17 protein-coding genes are annotated in these 18,691 nt (G+C 67.6%); 12 read left to right on the top strand and 5 right to left on the bottom strand.

The window, feature by feature from the left end; translation table 11 throughout:
* Positions 1–154: 154 nt before the first annotated feature.
* From FPY90_RS13635 to FPY90_RS13610, 6 genes are all read left to right on the top strand, one after another.
* Positions 155–1,888 carry an ABC transporter ATP-binding protein gene (locus FPY90_RS13635; protein WP_498681631.1) on the top strand — a complete coding sequence of 578 codons (1,734 nt, stop codon included), beginning with the start codon at positions 155–157 and terminating at the stop codon, positions 1,886–1,888.
* Complete coding sequence (locus FPY90_RS13630; protein ID WP_071213730.1) at positions 1,889–3,961, top strand: ABC transporter ATP-binding protein; 2,073 nt, start codon at positions 1,889–1,891, stop codon at positions 3,959–3,961. It begins immediately after the preceding gene.
* Positions 3,962–4,167: 206 nt separating this feature from the next.
* Entirely contained in the window at positions 4,168–6,375 is a 2,208-nt protein-coding gene (locus FPY90_RS13625) for an acyltransferase family protein (protein ID WP_071213731.1), read from the top strand.
* Between the two features lie 139 nt (positions 6,376–6,514).
* Positions 6,515–7,159: a pentapeptide repeat-containing protein gene (locus FPY90_RS13620; protein ID WP_175475401.1), complete on the top strand. Its 645-nt coding sequence runs from the start codon at positions 6,515–6,517 to the stop codon at positions 7,157–7,159.
* Positions 7,160–7,215: 56 nt separating this feature from the next.
* Positions 7,216–7,980 (top strand): CPBP family intramembrane glutamic endopeptidase, encoded by a 765-nt coding sequence (locus FPY90_RS13615; protein WP_071213733.1) that lies wholly within the window; start codon positions 7,216–7,218, stop codon positions 7,978–7,980.
* A gap of 57 nt (positions 7,981–8,037) precedes the next feature.
* Positions 8,038–9,258, top strand: coding sequence for an MFS transporter (locus tag FPY90_RS13610; RefSeq protein WP_498681629.1), 1,221 nt, complete (start codon positions 8,038–8,040; stop codon positions 9,256–9,258).
* Positions 9,259–9,666: 408 nt separating this feature from the next.
* On the opposite strand, the gene FPY90_RS13605 is transcribed toward FPY90_RS13610, so the two are convergent.
* Positions 9,667–9,951, bottom strand: coding sequence for a transcriptional regulator (locus tag FPY90_RS13605; RefSeq protein ID WP_071213735.1), 285 nt, complete (start codon positions 9,949–9,951; stop codon positions 9,667–9,669).
* Positions 9,952–9,953: 2 nt separating this feature from the next.
* Positions 9,954–10,379 carry a hypothetical protein gene (locus FPY90_RS13600; RefSeq protein WP_071213736.1) on the bottom strand — a complete coding sequence of 142 codons (426 nt, stop codon included), beginning with the start codon at positions 10,377–10,379 and terminating at the stop codon, positions 9,954–9,956.
* Positions 10,380–10,589: 210 nt separating this feature from the next.
* Between FPY90_RS13600 and FPY90_RS13595 the strand changes: the two genes are divergently transcribed.
* On the top strand, positions 10,590–11,945 hold the full coding sequence (locus tag FPY90_RS13595) for an MATE family efflux transporter (RefSeq protein WP_498681626.1): 1,356 nt from the start codon (positions 10,590–10,592) through the stop codon (positions 11,943–11,945).
* A gap of 12 nt (positions 11,946–11,957) precedes the next feature.
* Here the strand turns inward: FPY90_RS13595 and FPY90_RS13590 are convergent, their stop codons facing one another.
* Entirely contained in the window at positions 11,958–12,617 is a 660-nt protein-coding gene (locus tag FPY90_RS13590) for a GntR family transcriptional regulator (protein WP_498681624.1), read from the bottom strand.
* Positions 12,618–12,764: 147 nt separating this feature from the next.
* Here FPY90_RS13590 and FPY90_RS13585 point away from each other — a divergent pair, with 147 nt between their 5' ends.
* The 4 genes from FPY90_RS13585 (at position 12,765) to FPY90_RS13570 (ending at position 16,337) form a co-directional block, all read left to right on the top strand.
* Positions 12,765–14,099: an MFS transporter gene (locus FPY90_RS13585; protein ID WP_498681623.1), complete on the top strand. Its 1,335-nt coding sequence runs from the start codon at positions 12,765–12,767 to the stop codon at positions 14,097–14,099.
* A gap of 66 nt (positions 14,100–14,165) precedes the next feature.
* Positions 14,166–15,386: an alpha-hydroxy acid oxidase gene (locus tag FPY90_RS13580; protein WP_498681622.1), complete on the top strand. Its 1,221-nt coding sequence runs from the start codon at positions 14,166–14,168 to the stop codon at positions 15,384–15,386.
* Positions 15,387–15,420: 34 nt separating this feature from the next.
* Positions 15,421–15,993: a DUF308 domain-containing protein gene (locus tag FPY90_RS13575; RefSeq protein ID WP_498681621.1), complete on the top strand. Its 573-nt coding sequence runs from the start codon at positions 15,421–15,423 to the stop codon at positions 15,991–15,993.
* Positions 15,994–16,031: 38 nt separating this feature from the next.
* A complete protein-coding gene (locus FPY90_RS13570; protein ID WP_071213739.1) occupies positions 16,032–16,337 on the top strand; it encodes a hypothetical protein in 306 nt (101 codons plus the stop codon).
* A gap of 271 nt (positions 16,338–16,608) precedes the next feature.
* Here FPY90_RS13570 and FPY90_RS13565 read toward each other — a convergent pair whose 3' ends face one another.
* Together FPY90_RS13565 and FPY90_RS13560 are read right to left on the bottom strand one after the other, a co-directional pair.
* Positions 16,609–16,944, bottom strand: coding sequence for a hypothetical protein (locus tag FPY90_RS13565; RefSeq protein WP_071213740.1), 336 nt, complete (start codon positions 16,942–16,944; stop codon positions 16,609–16,611).
* Positions 16,945–17,002: 58 nt separating this feature from the next.
* A complete protein-coding gene (locus FPY90_RS13560; RefSeq protein WP_071213741.1) occupies positions 17,003–17,557 on the bottom strand; it encodes a CGNR zinc finger domain-containing protein in 555 nt (184 codons plus the stop codon).
* A gap of 148 nt (positions 17,558–17,705) precedes the next feature.
* Here FPY90_RS13560 and FPY90_RS13555 point away from each other — a divergent pair, with 148 nt between their 5' ends.
* On the top strand, positions 17,706–18,680 hold the full coding sequence (locus FPY90_RS13555) for an EamA family transporter (RefSeq protein WP_071213742.1): 975 nt from the start codon (positions 17,706–17,708) through the stop codon (positions 18,678–18,680).
* Positions 18,681–18,691: the final 11 nt, after the last annotated feature.

Raw genomic sequence — 18,691 nt, 5'->3', positions numbered from 1 at the left:
GGGGGCAAAAAGTCAGTCTTAGGGAGGGTCAAACCGTGGGGCATCGAGGGTAGAGTGACCAATGCTTGGCTGAAAAATGCCGCGTTGCCGCCCTCGCGGGGCCACCAAACCATGGTGGATTCGTGCGGCTAAAAAATCATGAGGACACTGCCTGATGCTCTTAAAGCTCATACTTAGACATTCGAAACCCTACAAGTGGTGGATTGCCGCCGTGCTGTTCTTCCAGCTCGCCACCACCATCGCCACACTCTTCCTGCCCAGCCTCAACGCCCGCATCATCGACACCGGCGTGGTCAAGGGCGACACCGACTTCATCTGGCGCACCGGCGGCGTGATGCTTGCCGTCGCATTCGTCCAGGTGCTCACGGCCATCGCCGCCGTGTACTTCGGCGCGAAGACCGCCATGGCCATCGGCCGCGACCTGCGCCATTCCGTCTTTGACGCCGTCACCGGGTTCTCCGCGCAGGACGTGAACAAGTTCGGCGCCGCAACGCTGATCACCCGCGGCACCAACGACGTACAGCAGGTGCAGATGCTGGTGCTGATGGGCCTGAACTTCATGGTTTCCGCCCCCATCATGTGCATCGGCGGCATCATCATGGCGCTGCGCGAGGACGTCGGCCTGTCCTGGCTGGTCTGGGTCTCCGTGCCCGTCCTGCTGGTGGTCGTCGGCGTCCTGGTCATCTTCCTGATGCCGCTCTTCCGCCAGATGCAGGACCGCATCGACGGGATCAACGGGGTGCTGCGCGAGCAGATCACCGGCATCCGCGTGGTGCGTGCCTTCGTGCGCGAACCCCACGAGACCGAGCGCTTCGAGGAAGCCAACGCCAAGCTCACCCGCGTGGGCGTGAAGGTCGGCAACCTCTTCGTGTTGATGTTCCCGCTGATCGGCATGATCCTGCACATCGCCACCGCCTCCGTGCTGTGGTTCGGCGGGCACCGCGTGGAGACGGGCGAAATGCAGGTCGGCGCGCTGACCGCCTTCCTGCAGTACCTGCTGCAGATCCTCATCGCGGTGATGATGGGAACCTTCATGGCCATGATGATTCCCCGTGCCATCGTCTGTGCCGAGCGCATCGACGAGGTCACCACCATGGCCCCGTCGCTCACCGACCAGCACGAGCACGTGACCGAGATGGACGCCCCCGGAACCATCGAGTTCCGCAACGTCACCTTCGGCTACCCCGGTGCCGAGGCGCCGGTGCTCAACAACATCTCCTTCACCGCCCGTCGCGGCGAAACCACCGCCATCGTCGGGTCAACCGGCTCGGGCAAGAGCACGCTGCTGAACCTGATCCCGCGGCTCTACGACGCGAGGGAAGGCCAGGTGCTGATGGGCGGGGCCCCTGTCACCAAGCTGACCCGCGCGCAGATTTCCGCCTCGGTGGCCACCGTCCCGCAGCGCCCCTACCTCTTCTCCGGAACCGTGGCCTCCAACCTGCGCTTCGGCGCGGAGCACGCCAGCGACGAGGAGCTGTGGGACGCCCTGCGCACCGCCCAGGCCGAGGACTTCGTCGCAGCACGCGAGGACGGCCTGAACGGGAAGATCTCCCAGGGCGGCACCAACGTCTCCGGAGGACAGCGCCAACGCCTGTGCATCGCCCGGGCCCTGGCCGCGAAACCCGAGGTCTACCTCTTTGACGATTCCTTCTCCGCCCTCGACGTGGCAACCGACGCGCACCTGCGGGCCGCGCTGAAGGAACCCACCAAGGATGCGGCCGTCATCATCGTCGCCCAACGCATCTCCACGATCACCTCGGCCGACCAGATCCTGGTCCTGGACCACGGCGAAATCGTGGCCCGCGGAACGCACGAGGAACTCCTGGAATCCTCGGAAACCTACCAGGAAATCGTGACCAGCCAGCTGGCAGTGGAGGAGGTGGCCTAAATGGCAAAACGTACCAAGAAGGAAACGACAGCGGTCGTGGAACCAACCGACGAGATCGACGAGTTCGACACGGCAGGGGCCTCCGACATGTTCGGGGACTCGATGCCGGTCCGCAAGGCCAAGCACTTCTGGCCCTCGGCCAAGCGCCTGGTGGGGCTGCTGGCCCCGCAAAAACTCGGCATGACCGTGGTCCTGCTGCTGGCGGCCGCCGGCGTGGTGCTTTCGGTGATCGCACCGAAGATCCTGGGCCAGGCCATGGACGTGATCTTCGCCGGAGCCATTGGCGGGAACATGCCCGCCAACGTCCCGGTGGAGCAGGTCGTTGAGGGGCTGCGCGCCTCCGGGCAGAACGACTTGGCCGAGATGATGTCCAAGATGAACCTCATCCCCGGCGTGGGCATCGACTTCCCGCTGCTGAGCCGCTATATCCTCATCGTGCTCTCCATGTACTTCGTGGCTTCGCTGTTCATGTGGGCCTCGGGCTGGTTGCTGAACCGCCTGGTCATGAAGGTCGTCTACGGCCTGCGCCGCGACGTGGAAACCAAGCTCAACCGGCTGCCGCTGAACTACTTCGACACCCGCCAGCGCGGGGACCTGCTTTCGCGGGTCACCAACGACGTGGACAACATCCAGAACGCGCTGCAGCAGGCGATCAGCCAGCTGGTGCAGTCGCTGCTGACGGTCATCGGCATCATCATCATGATGTTCATCATCTCCTGGCAGATGGCGCTGATTGCGCTCATCGCACTGCCGCTGTCCGCGGTCGCCGCGGGTGTCATCGGCTCCCGCGCCCAGGGATTGTTCACCGCGCAGTGGAAGAACACCGGCGCGCTGAACGGGCAGATCGAGGAGTCCTTCTCCGGCCACGACCTGATGAAGGTCTTCGGCCGCGAGCAGGACATGCTCGACCGCTTCCACGAGAAGAACGAGGAGCTCTACAAGGCATCCTTCGGCGCCCAGTTCGTCTCCGGCATGATCTTCCCGGTCATGAACTTCATCTCCTACCTGGCCTACGTCGGCATCGCCGTGGTCGGCGGGCTGCGCGTGGCCTCGGGGCAGATGTCCCTGGGCGACGCGACCGCGTTCATCCAGTACTCGCGCGAGTTCACCCAGCCGCTGGGGCAGATGGCCGGCATGGCCAACATGCTCCAGTCCGGCGTGGCCTCCGCGGAGCGCACCTTCGAGCTGCTGGATGCCGACGAGCAGGACGAGGACACCGTCACGGCGTCGCTTCCGGCGCGCACCGACGGCCACGTCGAGTTCGAGCACGTCACCTTCTCCTACTCGGAAGACAAGCCGCTCATCGAGGACCTGTCCTTCGAGGCGCACCCCGGGCACACCGTGGCCATCGTCGGACCCACCGGCGCAGGCAAGACCACGCTGGTGAACCTGGTCATGCGCTTCTACGAACTGAATTCCGGGCGCATCACCCTGGACGGGGTGGACGTGACCCAGATCAGCCGCGCCGACCTGCGCTCCAAGGTCGGCATGGTGCTGCAGGACGCGTGGCTCTTCGGCGGCTCCATCCTGGAGAACATCCGCTACGGGCGCCTGGAGGCCACGGACGAAGAGGTCATCGAGGCGGCCAAGGCCACCTTCGTGGACAGGTTCGTCCGCGCACTGCCCGAGGGCTACGAGACGGTCATCGACGAGGAAGGCACCAACGTGTCGGCCGGCGAGAAGCAGCTGATCACGATCGCCCGCGCGTTCGTGGCCAACCCGTCGCTGCTGATCCTGGACGAGGCGACCTCCTCGGTGGACACCCGCACCGAGCTGCTGGTGCAGAAGGCCATGGCGGCGCTGCGCAGCGACCGGACCAGCTTCGTGATCGCGCACCGGCTCTCCACCATCCGCGATGCCGACACCATCCTGGTGATGGAAGAGGGCAAGATCGTGGAACAGGGCAACCACGAGGTGCTGCTCGCGGCCCGCGGTGCGTACTACCGGCTCTACCAGTCGCAGTTCGCCGGCCCGGCCGAGAACGTCGACGCGGAAGCTGCCGGCGGCGGAGCCCCGGTGCTGACGGGCATTGAGCCCGGCGCGGCCGAGTCCCGGCTGGACGCCAACGGCTAGCACCCACTGGCTCGCTGGTGGCCCCGGGCGCGATGGATTCAACATCCATTGCACCTGGGGCCACCTACGTTTGGTCCGGGTTGCCGATTTCGGGCCCGTGCCCGGTCACACAATGATTGATCGGGCCTTGACCGCGGAACACCGCCCTTACTATCACTTTCAGCGACGAGATCAGTGCGCACGACCGATGGGCTAGGCTTGCGCGAGTGACAGTTTCAACCGGCTCCGCCCCGCAACAAACCCCGCGCAATGCCCCGTCCGTGAAGGCCCCGCAGGCCGCCGGGCGCGGATCGTCGATGGGGTTCCGGGCCGACATCCAAGGGCTGCGCGCGATCGCCGTGCTGATGGTGGTCATCCACCACCTGCGCCCCGGCGCACTCAGCGGCGGATTCATCGGCGTGGACATGTTCTTCGTGATTTCCGGGTACCTGATCACCGCGCACCTGTTCCGGGAAATGCGCGCCACCGGAACCATCAAGCTGGCAACGTTCTGGGCCAGGCGCATCCGCCGGCTGCTGCCGCTGGCCTTCACGGTGCTGCTGGCCAGCGCCGGGTTGGTGTATTTCTTCATCCCCGCCACCGAGCACGGCACGATGTTCAAGCACATTGCCGCTTCCGGGCTCTACGTGGAGAACTGGGCGCTGGTTCTGGACGCCACGGACTACTCCGCCGCCGGGCAGATGGCCACCGCGGTGCAGCACTACTGGTCGCTCTCGGTGGAGGAACAGTTCTACCTCGCCTGGCCGCTGCTGCTCTTGGGCGGCGCGTTCATCGCCGGGAGGCTGCTGCCCCGATTCGGGCCACGGGCCGGCATCGGCAGGCACACCTTCGCCGGGCCCGGCACCCGGCAGCTCTTCCTGGGCGTCATCGGCGCGATCATGGTGCTTTCCTTCGCCTACGGGCTCTGGGTCACCGCTGCCAGCCCGCAGGCGGCCTACTTCGACACCGCCGGGCGGGCTTGGCAATTCGCCGCCGGCGGCATCGTGGCGCTGCTCTGCGTGAACCGCGGGATCGGCGGTGCGCTTGGGTTCCTGCTCGGTTGGGGAGGCCTGGCCGCCCTGCTGGCCGGCGCGGTGCTGATCCCCACCGAGACCCGTTTCCCCGGCACCATGGCGCTGGTTCCGGTGCTCGGCACCGCCGCGGTGCTTGCGGCCAGCGGCACCGAAAGGCCCGGGCTGCGCATCTTCTCCCACTCCACCTGGCTTTCGATCCGGCCCGCGCGCTGGGTCGGGGACATCAGCTATGGCGCGTACCTGTGGCACTGGCCGCTGATCATCGTCGCGCCGTTTGTGCTGCACACCGAACCCAAGTGGTACCACGAGGCCGGCATCCTGGCGCTGACCCTGGCCCTGGCCTGGATCTGCCAGCTGCTCATCGAGGACCCGCTGCGCTTCGGGACGTGGCTGAAGCCGGTGCGCAACGCGTTCGTCTTCGCCCTGGCCGGGATGCTGGTGCTGGCCTCCCTGGCCTGGGCGGGAACCGCCGCCTCCGCGCAAAGTTCCAACCTGCCCCGGATGGATGTCAGTTCGAAGTGCTACGGCGCCGGAACCATGGAACACCCCAAGGACTGCCTGCCCGTGGCCTCGGACTTCGCCCCCTACCCTTCGGCGGTCGCGGTGTCCCAGCAGGTGCGTGCCCCCCTGTTCCCGGGTTGCGAGACCGACACGCTGCAGGTGGGCGAGTCCAGCTGCCGGCTGGGCAACACCGCCAACCCCACGCTGCGCGTGGCCGTGGTGGGGGACTCCCACGCCTCGGCCTGGCTGCCGGCCCTGGCGGTGATCGCCAAGGCGCGCGACTGGGAACTGGTCACGCACATCCGCTCCGGCTGCTCGCCCTCGGTTGCCGCGCTCAAGGGTGCGGAGAAGCTCAGCGGCGCGGCCGAACGCCTGTGCACCGAATCGGTGCGCGCGCTGGGACCGGGTCTCGCCGCGGATCCGGGCATCGACGCGGTCATCGTCGCCGCGCAGGGCAACAAGCGCAGCTGGATCTCCTCCCCGGGCTACGAGTTCAAGGATCCGGCCACCGAGGGCTTCACCAGACTCTGGAAGCAATGGACCGACGCCGGCAAGACCGTCGCGGTGATCGGCGAGGTGCCGCGGCTGGGCAACAAGAACGTGCCCACCTGCGTGGCCTCGAACCCCGGTGACCCGCTGGCCTGCTCGGTGACCCGCAAGCAGGGCCTGTCGATCCGGCACAACCTGCAAAGGGCGCTGGAAGCCGACTCGGCCCCGGCCGGCATCGTGCGCGCGGACCTGACCGATTCGATCTGCTCGGAGGAAACCTGCTTCGCCGTCATCGGCTCGCTGATCACCTACTACGACCAATCCCACCTCTCCCACGACTTCTCCGCCTCGCTGGCACCCCGGCTGGCCGGCGAACTGGAGAAGAACCCCGTCTTCGCCACCGGCAGGTAGGCACGGCGGGCGGCGGATGCCCCGGGGATGGGGCCACCGGACCCGGTGACGCCAAGCCGCCTGCCGGTGAGAAAGCCAACGTGCGCTTCGGCGGGAATCGTCCGCGCCGCCGCATAAGCTATTGCCCATGCCTGCATCCGTGAAAGCCCCCCGCCTGCCCGCCTTCAAGGAACCGGCCACCACCGGCTCGGGGGACCTGACGGGGCTGGATCTGGATGGCCGCGCCGAGTCCCTGCTCTTCGAATCCGACGATGCCGATGGGGTGGACCTGGAGGACGCGGTCTTCACCGAATGCATCTTCCGCGCGGTCTCCCTGCAGGGCGCACCCATGGCGCGGGTGACATTCGGGGACTGCCGCATCGAGGAGGTCAACGCCCCGGTGCTCGAGGCCCCGGACTCCGGCTGGTGGAACACCGCGGTCATCGGCGGGCGCATCGGATCGGCGGAACTCTACGGCTCCACCTTCCGCTCGGTGAAGTTCGAACGCGCCAAGCTCGGCTACCTGAACCTGCGCCGCGCGAAGATCAAGGACGTCGAATTCCGCGATGTTCACATCGACGAGCTCGACGCCGGGGGAGCGAACCTGGAGCGGGTCACCTTCATCGACTGCACCATCGACACCCTGGCGCTGAACGGCGCCAAGCTCAAGGACGTGGATTTGCGCGGCGCGCGGCTGCGCACGCTCTCGGGTATCTCCGCGCTCAAGGGCGCCACGGTCAGCTTCGAGCAGCTCATGGACCTGGCCCCGATCCTGGCAAACGAGCTGGGCCTGCGGGTCCAGTAGCTCCGCCGCGGGGCGGCGCACACGCCGGGGTGCCCAAGGTCGATAGGGTGGAAACCATGCACCAGCCGCCCGTCCCGTACCCATTCGCCCCGCCGCCGAAAAAGCGGCAACCGGTCTTCGACGCCGGACCCCTGCGGCGCGGGGACCTGGTGGTGGTGGGCATCTACCTGGCGCTGTTCGTCTTCGGCGCCGCCGGGCTGCTGGCCCTGGTCCCGGGGTTCATCGAGGCCTTCCAGGACCAGGAATCCGCGCTGTTCGGGGTGAACCTGATCATGTACGTGGTGGTGTTCACCGGCGCGATCATCATGGGCTTCGAGACACTGCGCAGCTCGTTTGCCACCTTCAAGTACCACCCGTGGGCCAAGGCCCTGATGGTGCCCGGCGGCTGGCTGGGGTCCCTGATCGTCAGCGCCGTCGTGCTGGTGTCAATGGGCAACCCGGTCAAAAGCGAAAACCAGCTGGCCCTGGAGGGCATGACGCGCGCGGTCCCGTTCATCACGATGTTCGTGGTCACCGCGATCCTGGGCCCGTTCGTGGAGGAATACATCTTCCGCCACCTGCTCATCGGCAAGCTCAGCCGCCGGCTCAACGTGTGGGTCTGCGTGGCGATCTCGGTGGTGCTTTTCACTGCGCTGCACTTCATCGGCTCCGGGTCCTTCGATGTGACCAGCGCGATTCCGTACACGACGCTGGGCATCATGATGTCGGTGGCCTACGTGCTCACCGGCAAGTCGTTGGCGTATTCCTACGTGCTGCACGTGTTCAACAACGCGGTGGCGCTGTCCCTGTCCTACACGCTGCTGCCGCTGATCCAGCAGTAGCCGCCCGGATCCACCCGGCTCCCCGGAGCCAGCCACGAAGAGGAACGGCAAGCGCACGTGAGCAACGACCCCGGCCGGGGTGGACCTTGGCACGGCCACATCCACGGCAGCGACGGCTACCGCCGCATGATCCTGGCGCTCTTCGCCGCCGGGGTCGCCACCTTCTCCCAGCTGTATTCGGTGCAGGGGGTGCTGCCGGAGCTGGCCCGGGACCTGGCGGTGTCCGAGGCCGACGCGGCGCTGGCGGTCTCCGCCGCGACCCTGGGCCTGGCCGCCTCGGTGCTCTTCTGGTCGCTGCTGGCCGACCGCATGGGCCGGTTGCGCACCATGACCATCGCGGTGCTCGCGGCCGTGGTGCTGGGCCTCGCGGTCCCGTTCTCCCCGGGCTTCGAGGTGCTGCTGGCGTTGCGCTTCATCGAGGGCCTGGCCCTGGGCGGGATCCCCGCGGTCGCCCTGGCCTACCTCTCCGAGGAGGTTTCGCCGCTGCATTCGGCCGTTGCCGCCGGCACCTACATCTCCGGCACCACCCTGGGCGGGCTGGCCGGGCGGCTGGTGGCCGGTCCGCTGAGCGAGTTCGTTTCCTGGCGCCTGGGCACCCTGGTGGTCTCGATCATGGCGGCGATCGCCGCCGGCGTGTTCATCGCGGTGGCGCCCAAGCCGCGCGGCTTCACCCCGGTGCCCTGGCGCAGCCCGAACCGCATACCCCTGTGGAAAAAGCTGTGGATGAACCTGCACAAGGGGCAGTTGCTGGTGCTCTACGCACAGGGGTTCCTGCTCATGGGAGGCTTCGTGGCCGTCTACAACTACCTGGGATTCCGGCTCGAGGCCGCCCCGTTCCTGATCCCCGCCTCGCTGGCCTCGCTGGTGTTCATCGCGTACCTCTCGGGCACGTGGTCCTCGAGGCAATCCGGTGCGATGGTGGCCCGCTTCGGGCGGCTGCCGGTGCTGCTGGCCTCCATCGGGTTGATGGCCGCCGGGCTGGCGGTGACGCTGGCCGACTACCTGCCCGCGATCATTGCCGGGCTGCTGGTGTTCACCGCAGGGTTCTTTGCCGCGCACTCGGTGGCCAGCGGGTGGATCCCGATGCTGGGTGTCGGGGGCCGGGCGCAGGCCGCGAGCCTGTACAACCTGGCCTACTACTCCGGGTCCTCGATCTTTGGCTGGGCCATCGGGCTGGCGTTCAAGGCCGGGGACTGGCCGGGGCTGGTGGTCTCGGTGGTGTCCCTGCTGGTGCTGGCGGCGCTGCTGGCCCTGGGCGGGTTGCATCGGCACCCCTAGGCTTGCGGGGCAAGCTGGCCCGAGGACGGGTTTTCCCGGCGAGTCCGTGCAAATCGTGATGGCTCCGGCGGCGCCACCCGTTATGCTGAAGAAGTTCTCTGTATACCCATATTGAGAAGTAACAACGAAGAGATTGGAAGTGGACCACATGCGTGGAAGCAACCTTGTATGGACAATCGTAGGCGTTCTCGTCGCCGTTGCCTTGGTAATCTGGATCGCTTCTGCGATCTAGGGCATCGTCTCTGAGTAGTTAACGGCAAGCCCCGTCCGGCAATGGACGGGGCTTGCTGCATCCGGGGGAAAGCGCAGGGGCTGCCTCCGTCCTTCCGGGCAGGCCCCGGGGCACGATCGGTGCAGGGGGGCCGGGATTCGTGACGTGACGCCCGCGGCCGGCCGGGTTGCGCGCATCTAGAGCAGCTGGATGAGCTGGGCCTTGTAGGCCTCGAACGCGGCGACGCCCCGGGCGGTGACGCCGACATAGGTGGCGGGGCTTCGGCCCTCGAGGACCTTCTCCTGGGAGATGTATCCGGCGTCCTCCAGCTTGCGCAGGTGCGTCGAAAGGTTGCCCGCGGTCATCGTCAGGATTTCGCGCAGCTTGGGAAACGCCATGGATTCCTTCGGCCCCAGGGTGTTCAGCGCCGACATGACCCGCAACCGGGCATCCGCGTGGATGAGTGGATCCAACTCGGCCATGGCTACTTCGCCCCCGGGGAGGAAGCGCGGCGGCGAACCAGGGCAAGGATGCCGGCGGCGAGGAAGAGAATCGGGCCGCCGATGGCGAAGATCGAGATGAAGGCCTGCGCCCCGGCGATGAGGCCTGCGGCGTTGAGCACCGTGAAGCAGGCGCCCAGAAGGAACATCGGGCGGTCGCCGAAGATCGCGGCGCCGGCCATGTACATGATGCCCACCACGAGGATGGCCACGGAATTGATCAGCCAGCCGGTGACCAGCTGGTCCGTGCCGGCCAGAAGCCGGGAGATGGCGATGGAGAACAGCGCGACGACCAGGAATCCTCCCATCCAGCTCATCCCGTAGGCCATGCCGGCGAATTTGGAATCCCCGCGGATCTCGGAGCCGGACCGGATTCCGGCCACCGCGGTGCAGAGGACGGCCTGGTTCATCGATGTCAGGGCGGCAGGGGGTCGAGTGCCGGTTCCGGTGTGGCTGGCTGGTTCGTGTTCATGGTGCGTTCCCTTCGGTGGTGGCGGTGGACCGCGCGGCAAACCATGGTGCATCTGCAAATAGGTTGTAACGCAAACCTATTTGCGTCACGCCACATGGGAAAAATCCTTGGCACCCGTCCCGGACCGTGCCCCCGGTAGTCTGGAGTGGTGAAAGAAGCCGCCAAAAACCAGGTCACGGCCCCCGACTCCGCGCGTGGGCTGGGACGAACCATCCTGGCGCTGGCGGTTCCCGCGCTCGGCGCACTGATCGCCGAGCCGCTCTTCCTGCTGGCGGACATGGCCATCATCGGGCACCTGGGCATCAACGAGCTGGCCGGCGCCGGGCTGGGGACCACGGTCCTGCAGACCGCCGTGGGACTCATGGTGTTCCTGGCATACTCCACCACCCCCGCGGTGGCGCGGGCCATCGGTGCTGGAAACATGGGCAAGGCCATGGCCGCCGGGCGCGACGGGATCTGGCTTGCCGTCGGCCTGGGCGTGGTCCTGGCGCTGGCCGGGTTCTTCGGGGCCCCGACGCTGGCAGCCGCCATGGGCGCCGAGGGTGAGGTGCGCGGGTTCGCGGTGGACTACATCCAATATTCCACTTTCGGCATCCCCGCGATGCTGCTGGTGCTCGCCGCGACCGGGGTGCTGCGCGGCATGCAGGATACCAAGACCCCGCTGTACGTGGCCGGGTTCGGCTTCGCCGCCAACATCCCACTGAACTTCATCCTGGTCTACCCGCTGGGCATGTCCGTCGCCGGTGCCGCACTGGGCACATCGATCGCGCAGTGGGGGATGGCGGCGGTCTATCTGTGGATGCTGGTCCCGCGGATCCGCAAGGCCGGACAGTCGCTGGCGCCGCACGGGCGCGGGGTGCTGGGCACCGGGCAGGTCGGATCCTGGCTGATGCTGCGCACGCTGTCGCTGCGCCTGGCCCTGCTCGCCACGGTCTGGGTTGCCACCGGACAGGGGGCGCTCACGCTTGCGGCGCACCAGCTGGTCTTCACCATCTTCACCTTCATGGCCTTCGCCCTGGATGCGCTGGCCATTGCCGCGCAGGCGCTCATCGGCAAGGAACTGGGCGCCGGGAATGCGGGCCGGACGAACCTGCTCACCAAGACCATGTGCCGCTGGGGCGTGTACTTCGGGGTGGCGACCGGCGCGGTGCTGGCTGTCATTGCCCCCTTTGTGGGTGCGCTGTTCACCTCGGATGACTCGGTGCGCCAGGCGACCATGGTCGGGGTCTGGATCCTCGCCGCGTCACAGCCGGTGTGTGGGCTCGTCTTCGTGCTGGACGGCGTGCTCATCGGCGCCGGGGATGCACGCTACCTGGCGGTCGCCGGCATGATCAACCTGGCCGCCTACCTGCCGATGCTGTTTATCGTCACGCTCTTCGAGCACCCCGGGGTCTCCGCCGTCGCCTGGATCTGGGTGGCCTTCGGGCTCGGGTTCATGCTGGCCCGCGCCGCAACCCTGTCCTGGCGGGTGCGCAACGACAAGTGGATGCGCCTGGGCGCCTGAGGCGCGGGACGCTTAGGCCCAGAGACTGCCGGGATCGGTGAACTGCTGGGCCATGGCGGTGCGGATGGAGCGCAGGTGCACGCGCATGGCCTCCTCCGCGGCCCGGGCATCCGCCGCGGCGATGGCGGCGTAGATGGCCTCGTGCTCGGCAAGCTCGGTGGGAGCACCCATGTAGTGCTGCAGCCCGGGGAGGACGTGATGGGCACGGGCGGTCTCGTCGAAGCAGCGCCGCAGGGAGTCTGCCAGGCGTGAATTGCGCGATGCATCCGCAATGGCCTGGTGGAAGTCCTGCGCCGCGTTCATGGCGCCCAGCGGGTCGGCGGCGGACAGCGCCGCCTGGGTGTCGAGCAGCTGGCGCAGCTTCACGGTGAGTTCCTGCGGCAGGAACCCTGCGGCGGCCGCCGCAGCGTGCGGTTCCAGGAGCATGCGCAGGTCCAGGGTCTCCTGCACGTCGTTCAGGCCCATGGTGCGCACCAGGTAGCCCTTCTTCGGCAGCACCGTGAGCAGTCCCTGGGAGGTGAGCAGGCGCAGCGCCTCGCGGACCGGGGTCTTGGAGACGGAGTATTCCTCGGCCAGCCGCGGTTCGACCACGATGCTGCCCGGGGCGATCCGCCCGGAAAGGATGGCAGCGCGCAGCTTCACGACCAGGCGATCGGTGAGCGAGGGGCTCATCGGTTCAACTCCCCGGGATCAGGCGGGCTTCTTCCCCGCGTCACATTGGGCCGGATGCGTCCGCGGCCCTTGTGAAAGATACTACCTGCCTGTTAGAAATATCTTTCAGGGATTTTTCATGGAGTTTTGAACGGATGAGTGTCACGGATGACCACTAACCCCGGGCTTCGCGCCGAGGAACAGAGAGCAGACAACCAACGCCTCACCCCTGCCGGGCGCCGGGCGGTCTTTGCCGCGGTGCTCGGCACGGTCATCGAATGGTACGACTACGCGCTCTACGGCGCCGCGGCCGGACTGGTCATCGCCCCGCTCTTCTTCTCCGACGCCGTGTCCTCGGCCGCCGCCATGATGGCCTTTGCCACGTTCGCGGTGGGTTTCGTCGCCCGCCCGCTGGGCGGTGTCATCGTCGGGCACATTGGCGACAGGCACGGCCGCCGCCCCGCCATGATGCTGACCATCATCCTCATGGGCGTGGCCACGGTGGGGGTGGGGCTGCTGCCCACCAGCGCCGCAATCGGGGCCGCCGCCCCGCTGCTGCTGGTCGTCCTGCGGCTGTTGCAGGGATTCGGCGCGGGAGCCGAGCTGGCCGGTGCCATGACCCTGGTGGCCGAGTTCGCCCCGCCCAAGCGCCGCGGCTTCTACACCTCGCTGGTGCTCTCCACCCCGCCGGCCGGCATCGCGCTGGCGACCTTCGCGTTCTTTGCCGTCTCCTCCCTGGGCACCGACGTGCTGCTGGGCTGGGCCTGGCGCGTCCCGTTCCTCGTGTCCGCGGTGCTCTTCGGCCTGGCCCTGTACATCCGCAACCGGCTCGAGGAAACCCCGGAGTACACCGCGGCCATCGAGAAGGCGGCGGCCGAGCGAACCAAGGCCCGCGCCCCGCTGCGCGACGTACTGGCCCGTGACTGGCGCCAGGTGCTCATCGGGTTCTTCGCCATCACCGGCCACAACGCCATGAACTACATCCTGGCCGTCTACGCGCTGAGCCTCATGACCTCCCCGCTGGTCGGCCTGGCCAAGCCCGACGCCCTGCTGGCCGTCACCCTGGGCTCGCTGGTCTCGGTCGCGCTGACCCCGGTGGGCGGCTGGCTCTCGGACAGGTTCGGGGCACCGAAGGTGCTGCTCTTCGGCTCGGTCATGGGTGCGGCGCTGGCCTACCCGATCTTCGGGCTGCTCACGGCCGGCAGCTTCGCGCCGGCCTTCACCGCGATCGCGCTGGGCTACGGGCTGGTCATCCCGGCCACCAGCGGCGCCCAGGGCGCCTTCCTCACCAACCTCTTCCCGGCCCGGCGCCGGCTCAGCGGCATCGGCGTGGCCCGCGAGACCAACGGCGCAGTGGTCGCCGGGCTCAGCCCTCTCATTGCCGCCGCCCTGGTCAACGCCGCGGACGGCGGCACCCACCTGGCCGCCGGCTACCTGCTGGCCTGCTGCCTGCTCTCGGCGATCGCCGTCCTGCTCTCGATGAGGGTTCCCGCCAACGACTGACCAGCCCCCGCCGGGGCCCATAGCCATCCCTCCACGCACGATCCACAGAAAGCCGGACAAATCCACATGAAGCGTCGCCTGCCGCAGATTTCCGAACTCCGCTCGTTGATGAAGTTCGAACCCGTCACCCTGGACCGGCGGGCGGCCCGCCTGGCCAAGGCCGCCGACGTGTGGGACCTGCGCGCCATCGCCAAGCGGCGCACCCCCACCCCGGCCTTCGACTACGTCGATGGCGCCGCCCAGCGCGAACTGACCGCCCGCCGCGCCCGCGAGGTCTTCGACTCCATCGAGCTGGTCCCGCGCATCCTGCACGGCACCGCGAGCGCGGATTTGTCCACCACCATTGCCGGGGCACCGTCCGCGCTGCCCTTCGGCATCGCCCCGACCGGGTTCACCCGGTTCATGCACGCCGAGGGCGAGACCGGTGCGGTGCGCGCCGCGGCCCGCGCGGGCATCCCGTTCTCCCTGTCAACCATGGGCACCCGCTCGCTGGAGGAGGTTGCGGCCGCGGCCCCGGATTCCCGCCGCTGGTTCCAGCTCTACCTGTGGAAGGACCGCGAGAAGTCCCGGGCGCTGCTCGAGCGCGCGGCAGCCAGCGGCTATGACACCCTGCTGGTCACCGTCGACACCCCGGTGGCCGGCCAGCGGCTGCGCGATGCCCGCAACGGCATGGTCATCCCGCCGCGGCTGAACCTCAAGACCGTGCTGGACGCCTCCTACCGCCCCGAATGGTGGTTCAACTTCCTGACCACGGACTCGCTGAAGTTCGCCTCGCTGTCCGACAGCGCCACCGACCTGCCCACGCTGATCAACTCGATGTTCGACCCGACGCTCTCCTTCGCCGACCTGGAATGGATCCGCTCCATCTGGGACGGGAAGCTCTTCGTGAAGGGCGTGCTCACGGCTGAGGACGCCCGCAAGTCCGTCGATGCCGGGGCCGACGGGCTGGTGGTTTCCAACCACGGCGGACGCCAGCTGGACCGCGCGCCGGTCTCCTTCGAGGCACTGGCCGAGGTGCGCGCCGAGGTGGGTGCGGGCACCGAGATCATCCTGGACTCGGGCATCATGTCCGGCGCCGACATCGTCGCCTCGCTCTGCGCCGGGGCCGACTTCGTGCTCATCGGCCGGGCCTACCTCTACGGGCTGATGGCCGGCGGGGAAGCCGGAGTGGAGCGGGTCATCGAGCTGCTGGCCAGGGAAATCGAGGTCAACATGCAGCTCATGGGCGCCGCGACCATCGCGGACCTGGGCCCGGAGCTGATCCGCCGGCGGTCCGGGCGCGGATAAGGCCCAGGGCCCCGCGCCCGGTAGACTCGTAGGCGTGCCTGCAGTAAAGATCCCCGCAACCATTGCCGCCGAAGCAGCCGTCCCAGTCATGGGGCGCGCCGCGACGGCCGCCGGTTTTGCGCTCCTGTCCATCTTCTGGCCCGCCGCGACCAACCAGGTGCTGGCCTATGCGCTGGCCGCCTTCATGGTGCTCAGCTCGAAGTTCCTCTGGGACTACGCCAGTGCCCCAAGCGCGCCGAAGCCGGTGCGCGGCCTCTACGCGGTCGCCGCGGTGGCGATGATCATCGCGGCCCTGGTGATGGCCTTCCGGCCCGAGACGCTGGTGATCGCGATCGCCGCTGCCGCGGCCTGGATCATCGCCGGGGTGCTGGAAATCGTGGTCTTCATCCGGCACCGCGCCGACTTCGCCCCGTTCAAGGACCAGCTGGTCACCGGCTTCGTGTCGCTGGGCGCCGGGGCCGCGCTGCTGATGGGACTGGACCTCGACGCGCACGGACTGCTCGGCCTGGCCGGCGGCGGGGCCATCATCCTGGCGGTGTTTGAGCTGATTTCTGCCTTCGGCCTGCGCCATGCGGCCAAGGAACCCGAGACCGGGGTTTGGAGCTAGACTAGATGTTGAACCAAAAATCCGTAGGAGGGCCTTTCGTGGGCAACACCCCAGCCGAGCAGAAGAAATCTTGGCAGCAGAGTATCAAGGCACCCCTGTCGTTCTCCCTGGTCATGGCCATCATCGCCGGCGTCATTGCCACCATCTCGGCAACCGGCGGGTCCGACAACCCGTTGCGGATCGACATCGGGCTGGTCGCCTTCGGCGTCGCCTTTGTCGCCTGCCTGCTGGTCATCTCCGTGATGACCATGGCCGGCAAGGACAACCCCGAGGAAATGGGCACCGGATCGGGCGTCAACCGCTCGTCGTCCACGCCGGATGAAAAGCCGGACACCAAGAAGTAACTAGTCCTTTCACCGAAGCCGCCCTGGAAGAATCCGGGCGGCTTCGCTGCTTAACGGGCGGTTCGGTGAGTGTCGGGTGGGTGGCTTCAGTGCCCCGCCCCGGCCTGCGGGTACTACTTCGAAGGCAAGCTGCCGGCACTGGCTGCGGCATTCATCCCGGCACAGGGGCGGTAACCCGTCGAGCGGTGTGCCCAAGCCATGGCGGGGGACTGGTACGGCCAGTGGCCGTGCCGCCCGAGGGTGCGAGCCAGCTGGACGCCGGGGAACCTTTCTAACGCGCCGGCTCGGCGCCGTCGCGCCCGCCCCAGCGGTCCAAGAACTCTTCGTGTCCCAGCTCCTCCAGGTCGGAGCGGACCATCGCCACCAGTGACTCGGCCTCCTCGATGCTGCCGGCATTGATGCGCAGCACCTCGGCGTCGTTGTCGATGCGGTGGACCACGACGGCGGCGCCGACGGCGTCTGACCCGTCTCCGCCGAAGAATGCATCGACCAGGCCGGCCGCCCAGCGGGCCGCAGCGCGCACCGGGCCGTCGTTGGACTTCTCCAGGTCGACTTCGTACTCGTCAGCGGCGTGCTGTTGCGGTTGCGGGACTTCTTCGCTGTTCACGGGGACTCCTCCGATCGGCGGGACGAATGCACTTTCGCCCCATGGCTCCAGTGTATGTTCAAGCCCCGGGTTTTTGCTCGGATTTCCGTTGGCGGTATGCGCGGACGTGCTCGCGGTTGGCGCAGTTGCCGGTGTCGCAGTAGCGCTTGGAGCGGTTCCGGGACAGATCCAGCAGCACCGCCTCGCAGTCCGTGGCCGCGCAGACCCTCAGCCGGGACAATTCCCCTGAACGCAGCACGTCGACCAGCGCCATGGCGGCCTCGACCGCCATGCGTTCGCTCAGCGGCGCCTCCGGGGTGGTGGCGTGGATGTGGTATTCCCAGCCGTCGTGCTTGACCAGCTGCGGCAACGCCCGTGCGTTGCGCAGGATGTTGTTGACAGCGTCCACCGACTGCTCCTCGTCGGCCAGCCAGATGCAGTGCAGCTGGCTGCGCAGCTGGCGCACCGAACGCAACTCCGCCTCGTTGCGGGTGCGTGATCCGGTGAACCCCTGCTGGTCCAGGAAATGGTCGAGGTCCGCCCCGGTCAGCAGGTGGTCGTTTGAAGGGGTTGCCGAGTTGATGAGCGCCACGATGGTGCCCAGGGCAACTTCTGTGTCAGGGGCAAATATCATTATGACTCCTGTGGGGACGCGTGTATTGACGGAGGAACCACTGTGGTCCTAATGTCATGAGCATACATTCTTTTGCTCCTGACAGTCGATTTGGGTCATAAGGCCACCTCGTTCGCCGGAGCAACCTCGTCCCAGGGAGCGTTTCGCCGTGCCAAGAGAAGAAATCCATACCCAGGTGGCACCTCCTGCACCGCTCCCGGTCTCCCCGACGCTGCGCAAGCCACGCCTGGGCGGGATCGGGGTCGCCCTGTTTTCCTCGGCGGTCTTCGGTGTATCGGGTTCGTTCGCAAAGGCGCTGCTCGAGGCCGGATGGAGCCCTGCCGCGGCGGTCACCCTGCGGATGGCCGGGGCCGCGCTGGTGCTGCTGCTTCCGACGCTCCTGGTCATGCGCGGCAAGTGGCCATTGGTGGCGACCAACTGGAAATCCATCCTGCTTTTTGGGCTCTTCGGCGTCGGAGCCTGCCAGTTCTTCTACTTCCTGGCCGTCGAGCGCCTTGACGTCGGGGTGGCGCTGCTGCTCGAATACCTGGCGCCGGTGTTGATCGTGCTCTTCCTCTGGGTGAAGTTCCGCAAGCGGCCCAAGGTCATGACGATCGGGGGCACGCTGCTTTCGCTGGCCGGGCTCGCATTGGTCCTGGACCTCACCGGGGACACCCGGGTGGATCCGATCGGGGTGCTGTGGGGATTGGGTGCGGCAGTGGGCCTGACCGTGTACTTCTTCGTCAGCGCCCGGGCGGACGGCGCGCTGCCACCGATCGTGCTGGCCACCGGCGGGCTGCTGGTCGGAGCGGCAACCATGGGCCTGTTGGCGCTGGTAGGCCTGCTGGAAATGAAGATGACCTTCGTGCCGGTGCGGTTGGCGCAATGGGAGACGCAGTGGTGGGTGGCCCTGGGTGGACTGGTCCTCATCTCCACCGTCATTTCCTATGTCACCGGGATCATGGCGGCCCGCGCCCTGGGCTCGAAGCTGGCGTCCTTCATCTCCCTGACCGAGGTGCTCTTTGCGGTGCTCTGGGCGTGGCTGCTGCTGGGCGAACTGCCCGCCGGGATCCAGCTGCTCGGCGGGATGTTGATCGTCGGGGGCGTGCTGCTGGTGCGTGCCGACGAACTGCGTAGCCCGTAGCGGACCGACGG

Source organism: Arthrobacter sp. C2 (genome assembly GCA_024207135.1).
Taxonomy (GTDB): Bacteria; Actinomycetota; Actinomycetes; order Actinomycetales; family Micrococcaceae; genus Paeniglutamicibacter.
This window is presented reverse-complemented; position numbering and strand designations above follow the sequence as displayed.

Coding starts and splice junctions, on each gene's coding strand:
- FPY90_RS13635 (WP_498681631.1), top strand. CDS start 155: ATGCTCTTAAAGCTCATACTTAGACATTCGAAACCCTACAAGTGGTGG.
- FPY90_RS13630 (WP_071213730.1), top strand. CDS start 1,889: ATGGCAAAACGTACCAAGAAGGAAACGACAGCGGTCGTGGAACCAACC.
- FPY90_RS13615 (WP_071213733.1), top strand. CDS start 7,216: ATGCACCAGCCGCCCGTCCCGTACCCATTCGCCCCGCCGCCGAAAAAG.
- FPY90_RS13605 (WP_071213735.1), bottom strand. CDS start 9,951: ATGGCCGAGTTGGATCCACTCATCCACGCGGATGCCCGGTTGCGGGTC.
- FPY90_RS13600 (WP_071213736.1), bottom strand. CDS start 10,379: ATGAACCAGGCCGTCCTCTGCACCGCGGTGGCCGGAATCCGGTCCGGC.
- FPY90_RS13590 (WP_498681624.1), bottom strand. CDS start 12,617: ATGAGCCCCTCGCTCACCGATCGCCTGGTCGTGAAGCTGCGCGCTGCC.
- FPY90_RS13585 (WP_498681623.1), top strand. CDS start 12,765: ATGACCACTAACCCCGGGCTTCGCGCCGAGGAACAGAGAGCAGACAAC.
- FPY90_RS13580 (WP_498681622.1), top strand. CDS start 14,166: ATGAAGCGTCGCCTGCCGCAGATTTCCGAACTCCGCTCGTTGATGAAG.
- FPY90_RS13560 (WP_071213741.1), bottom strand. CDS start 17,557: ATGATATTTGCCCCTGACACAGAAGTTGCCCTGGGCACCATCGTGGCG.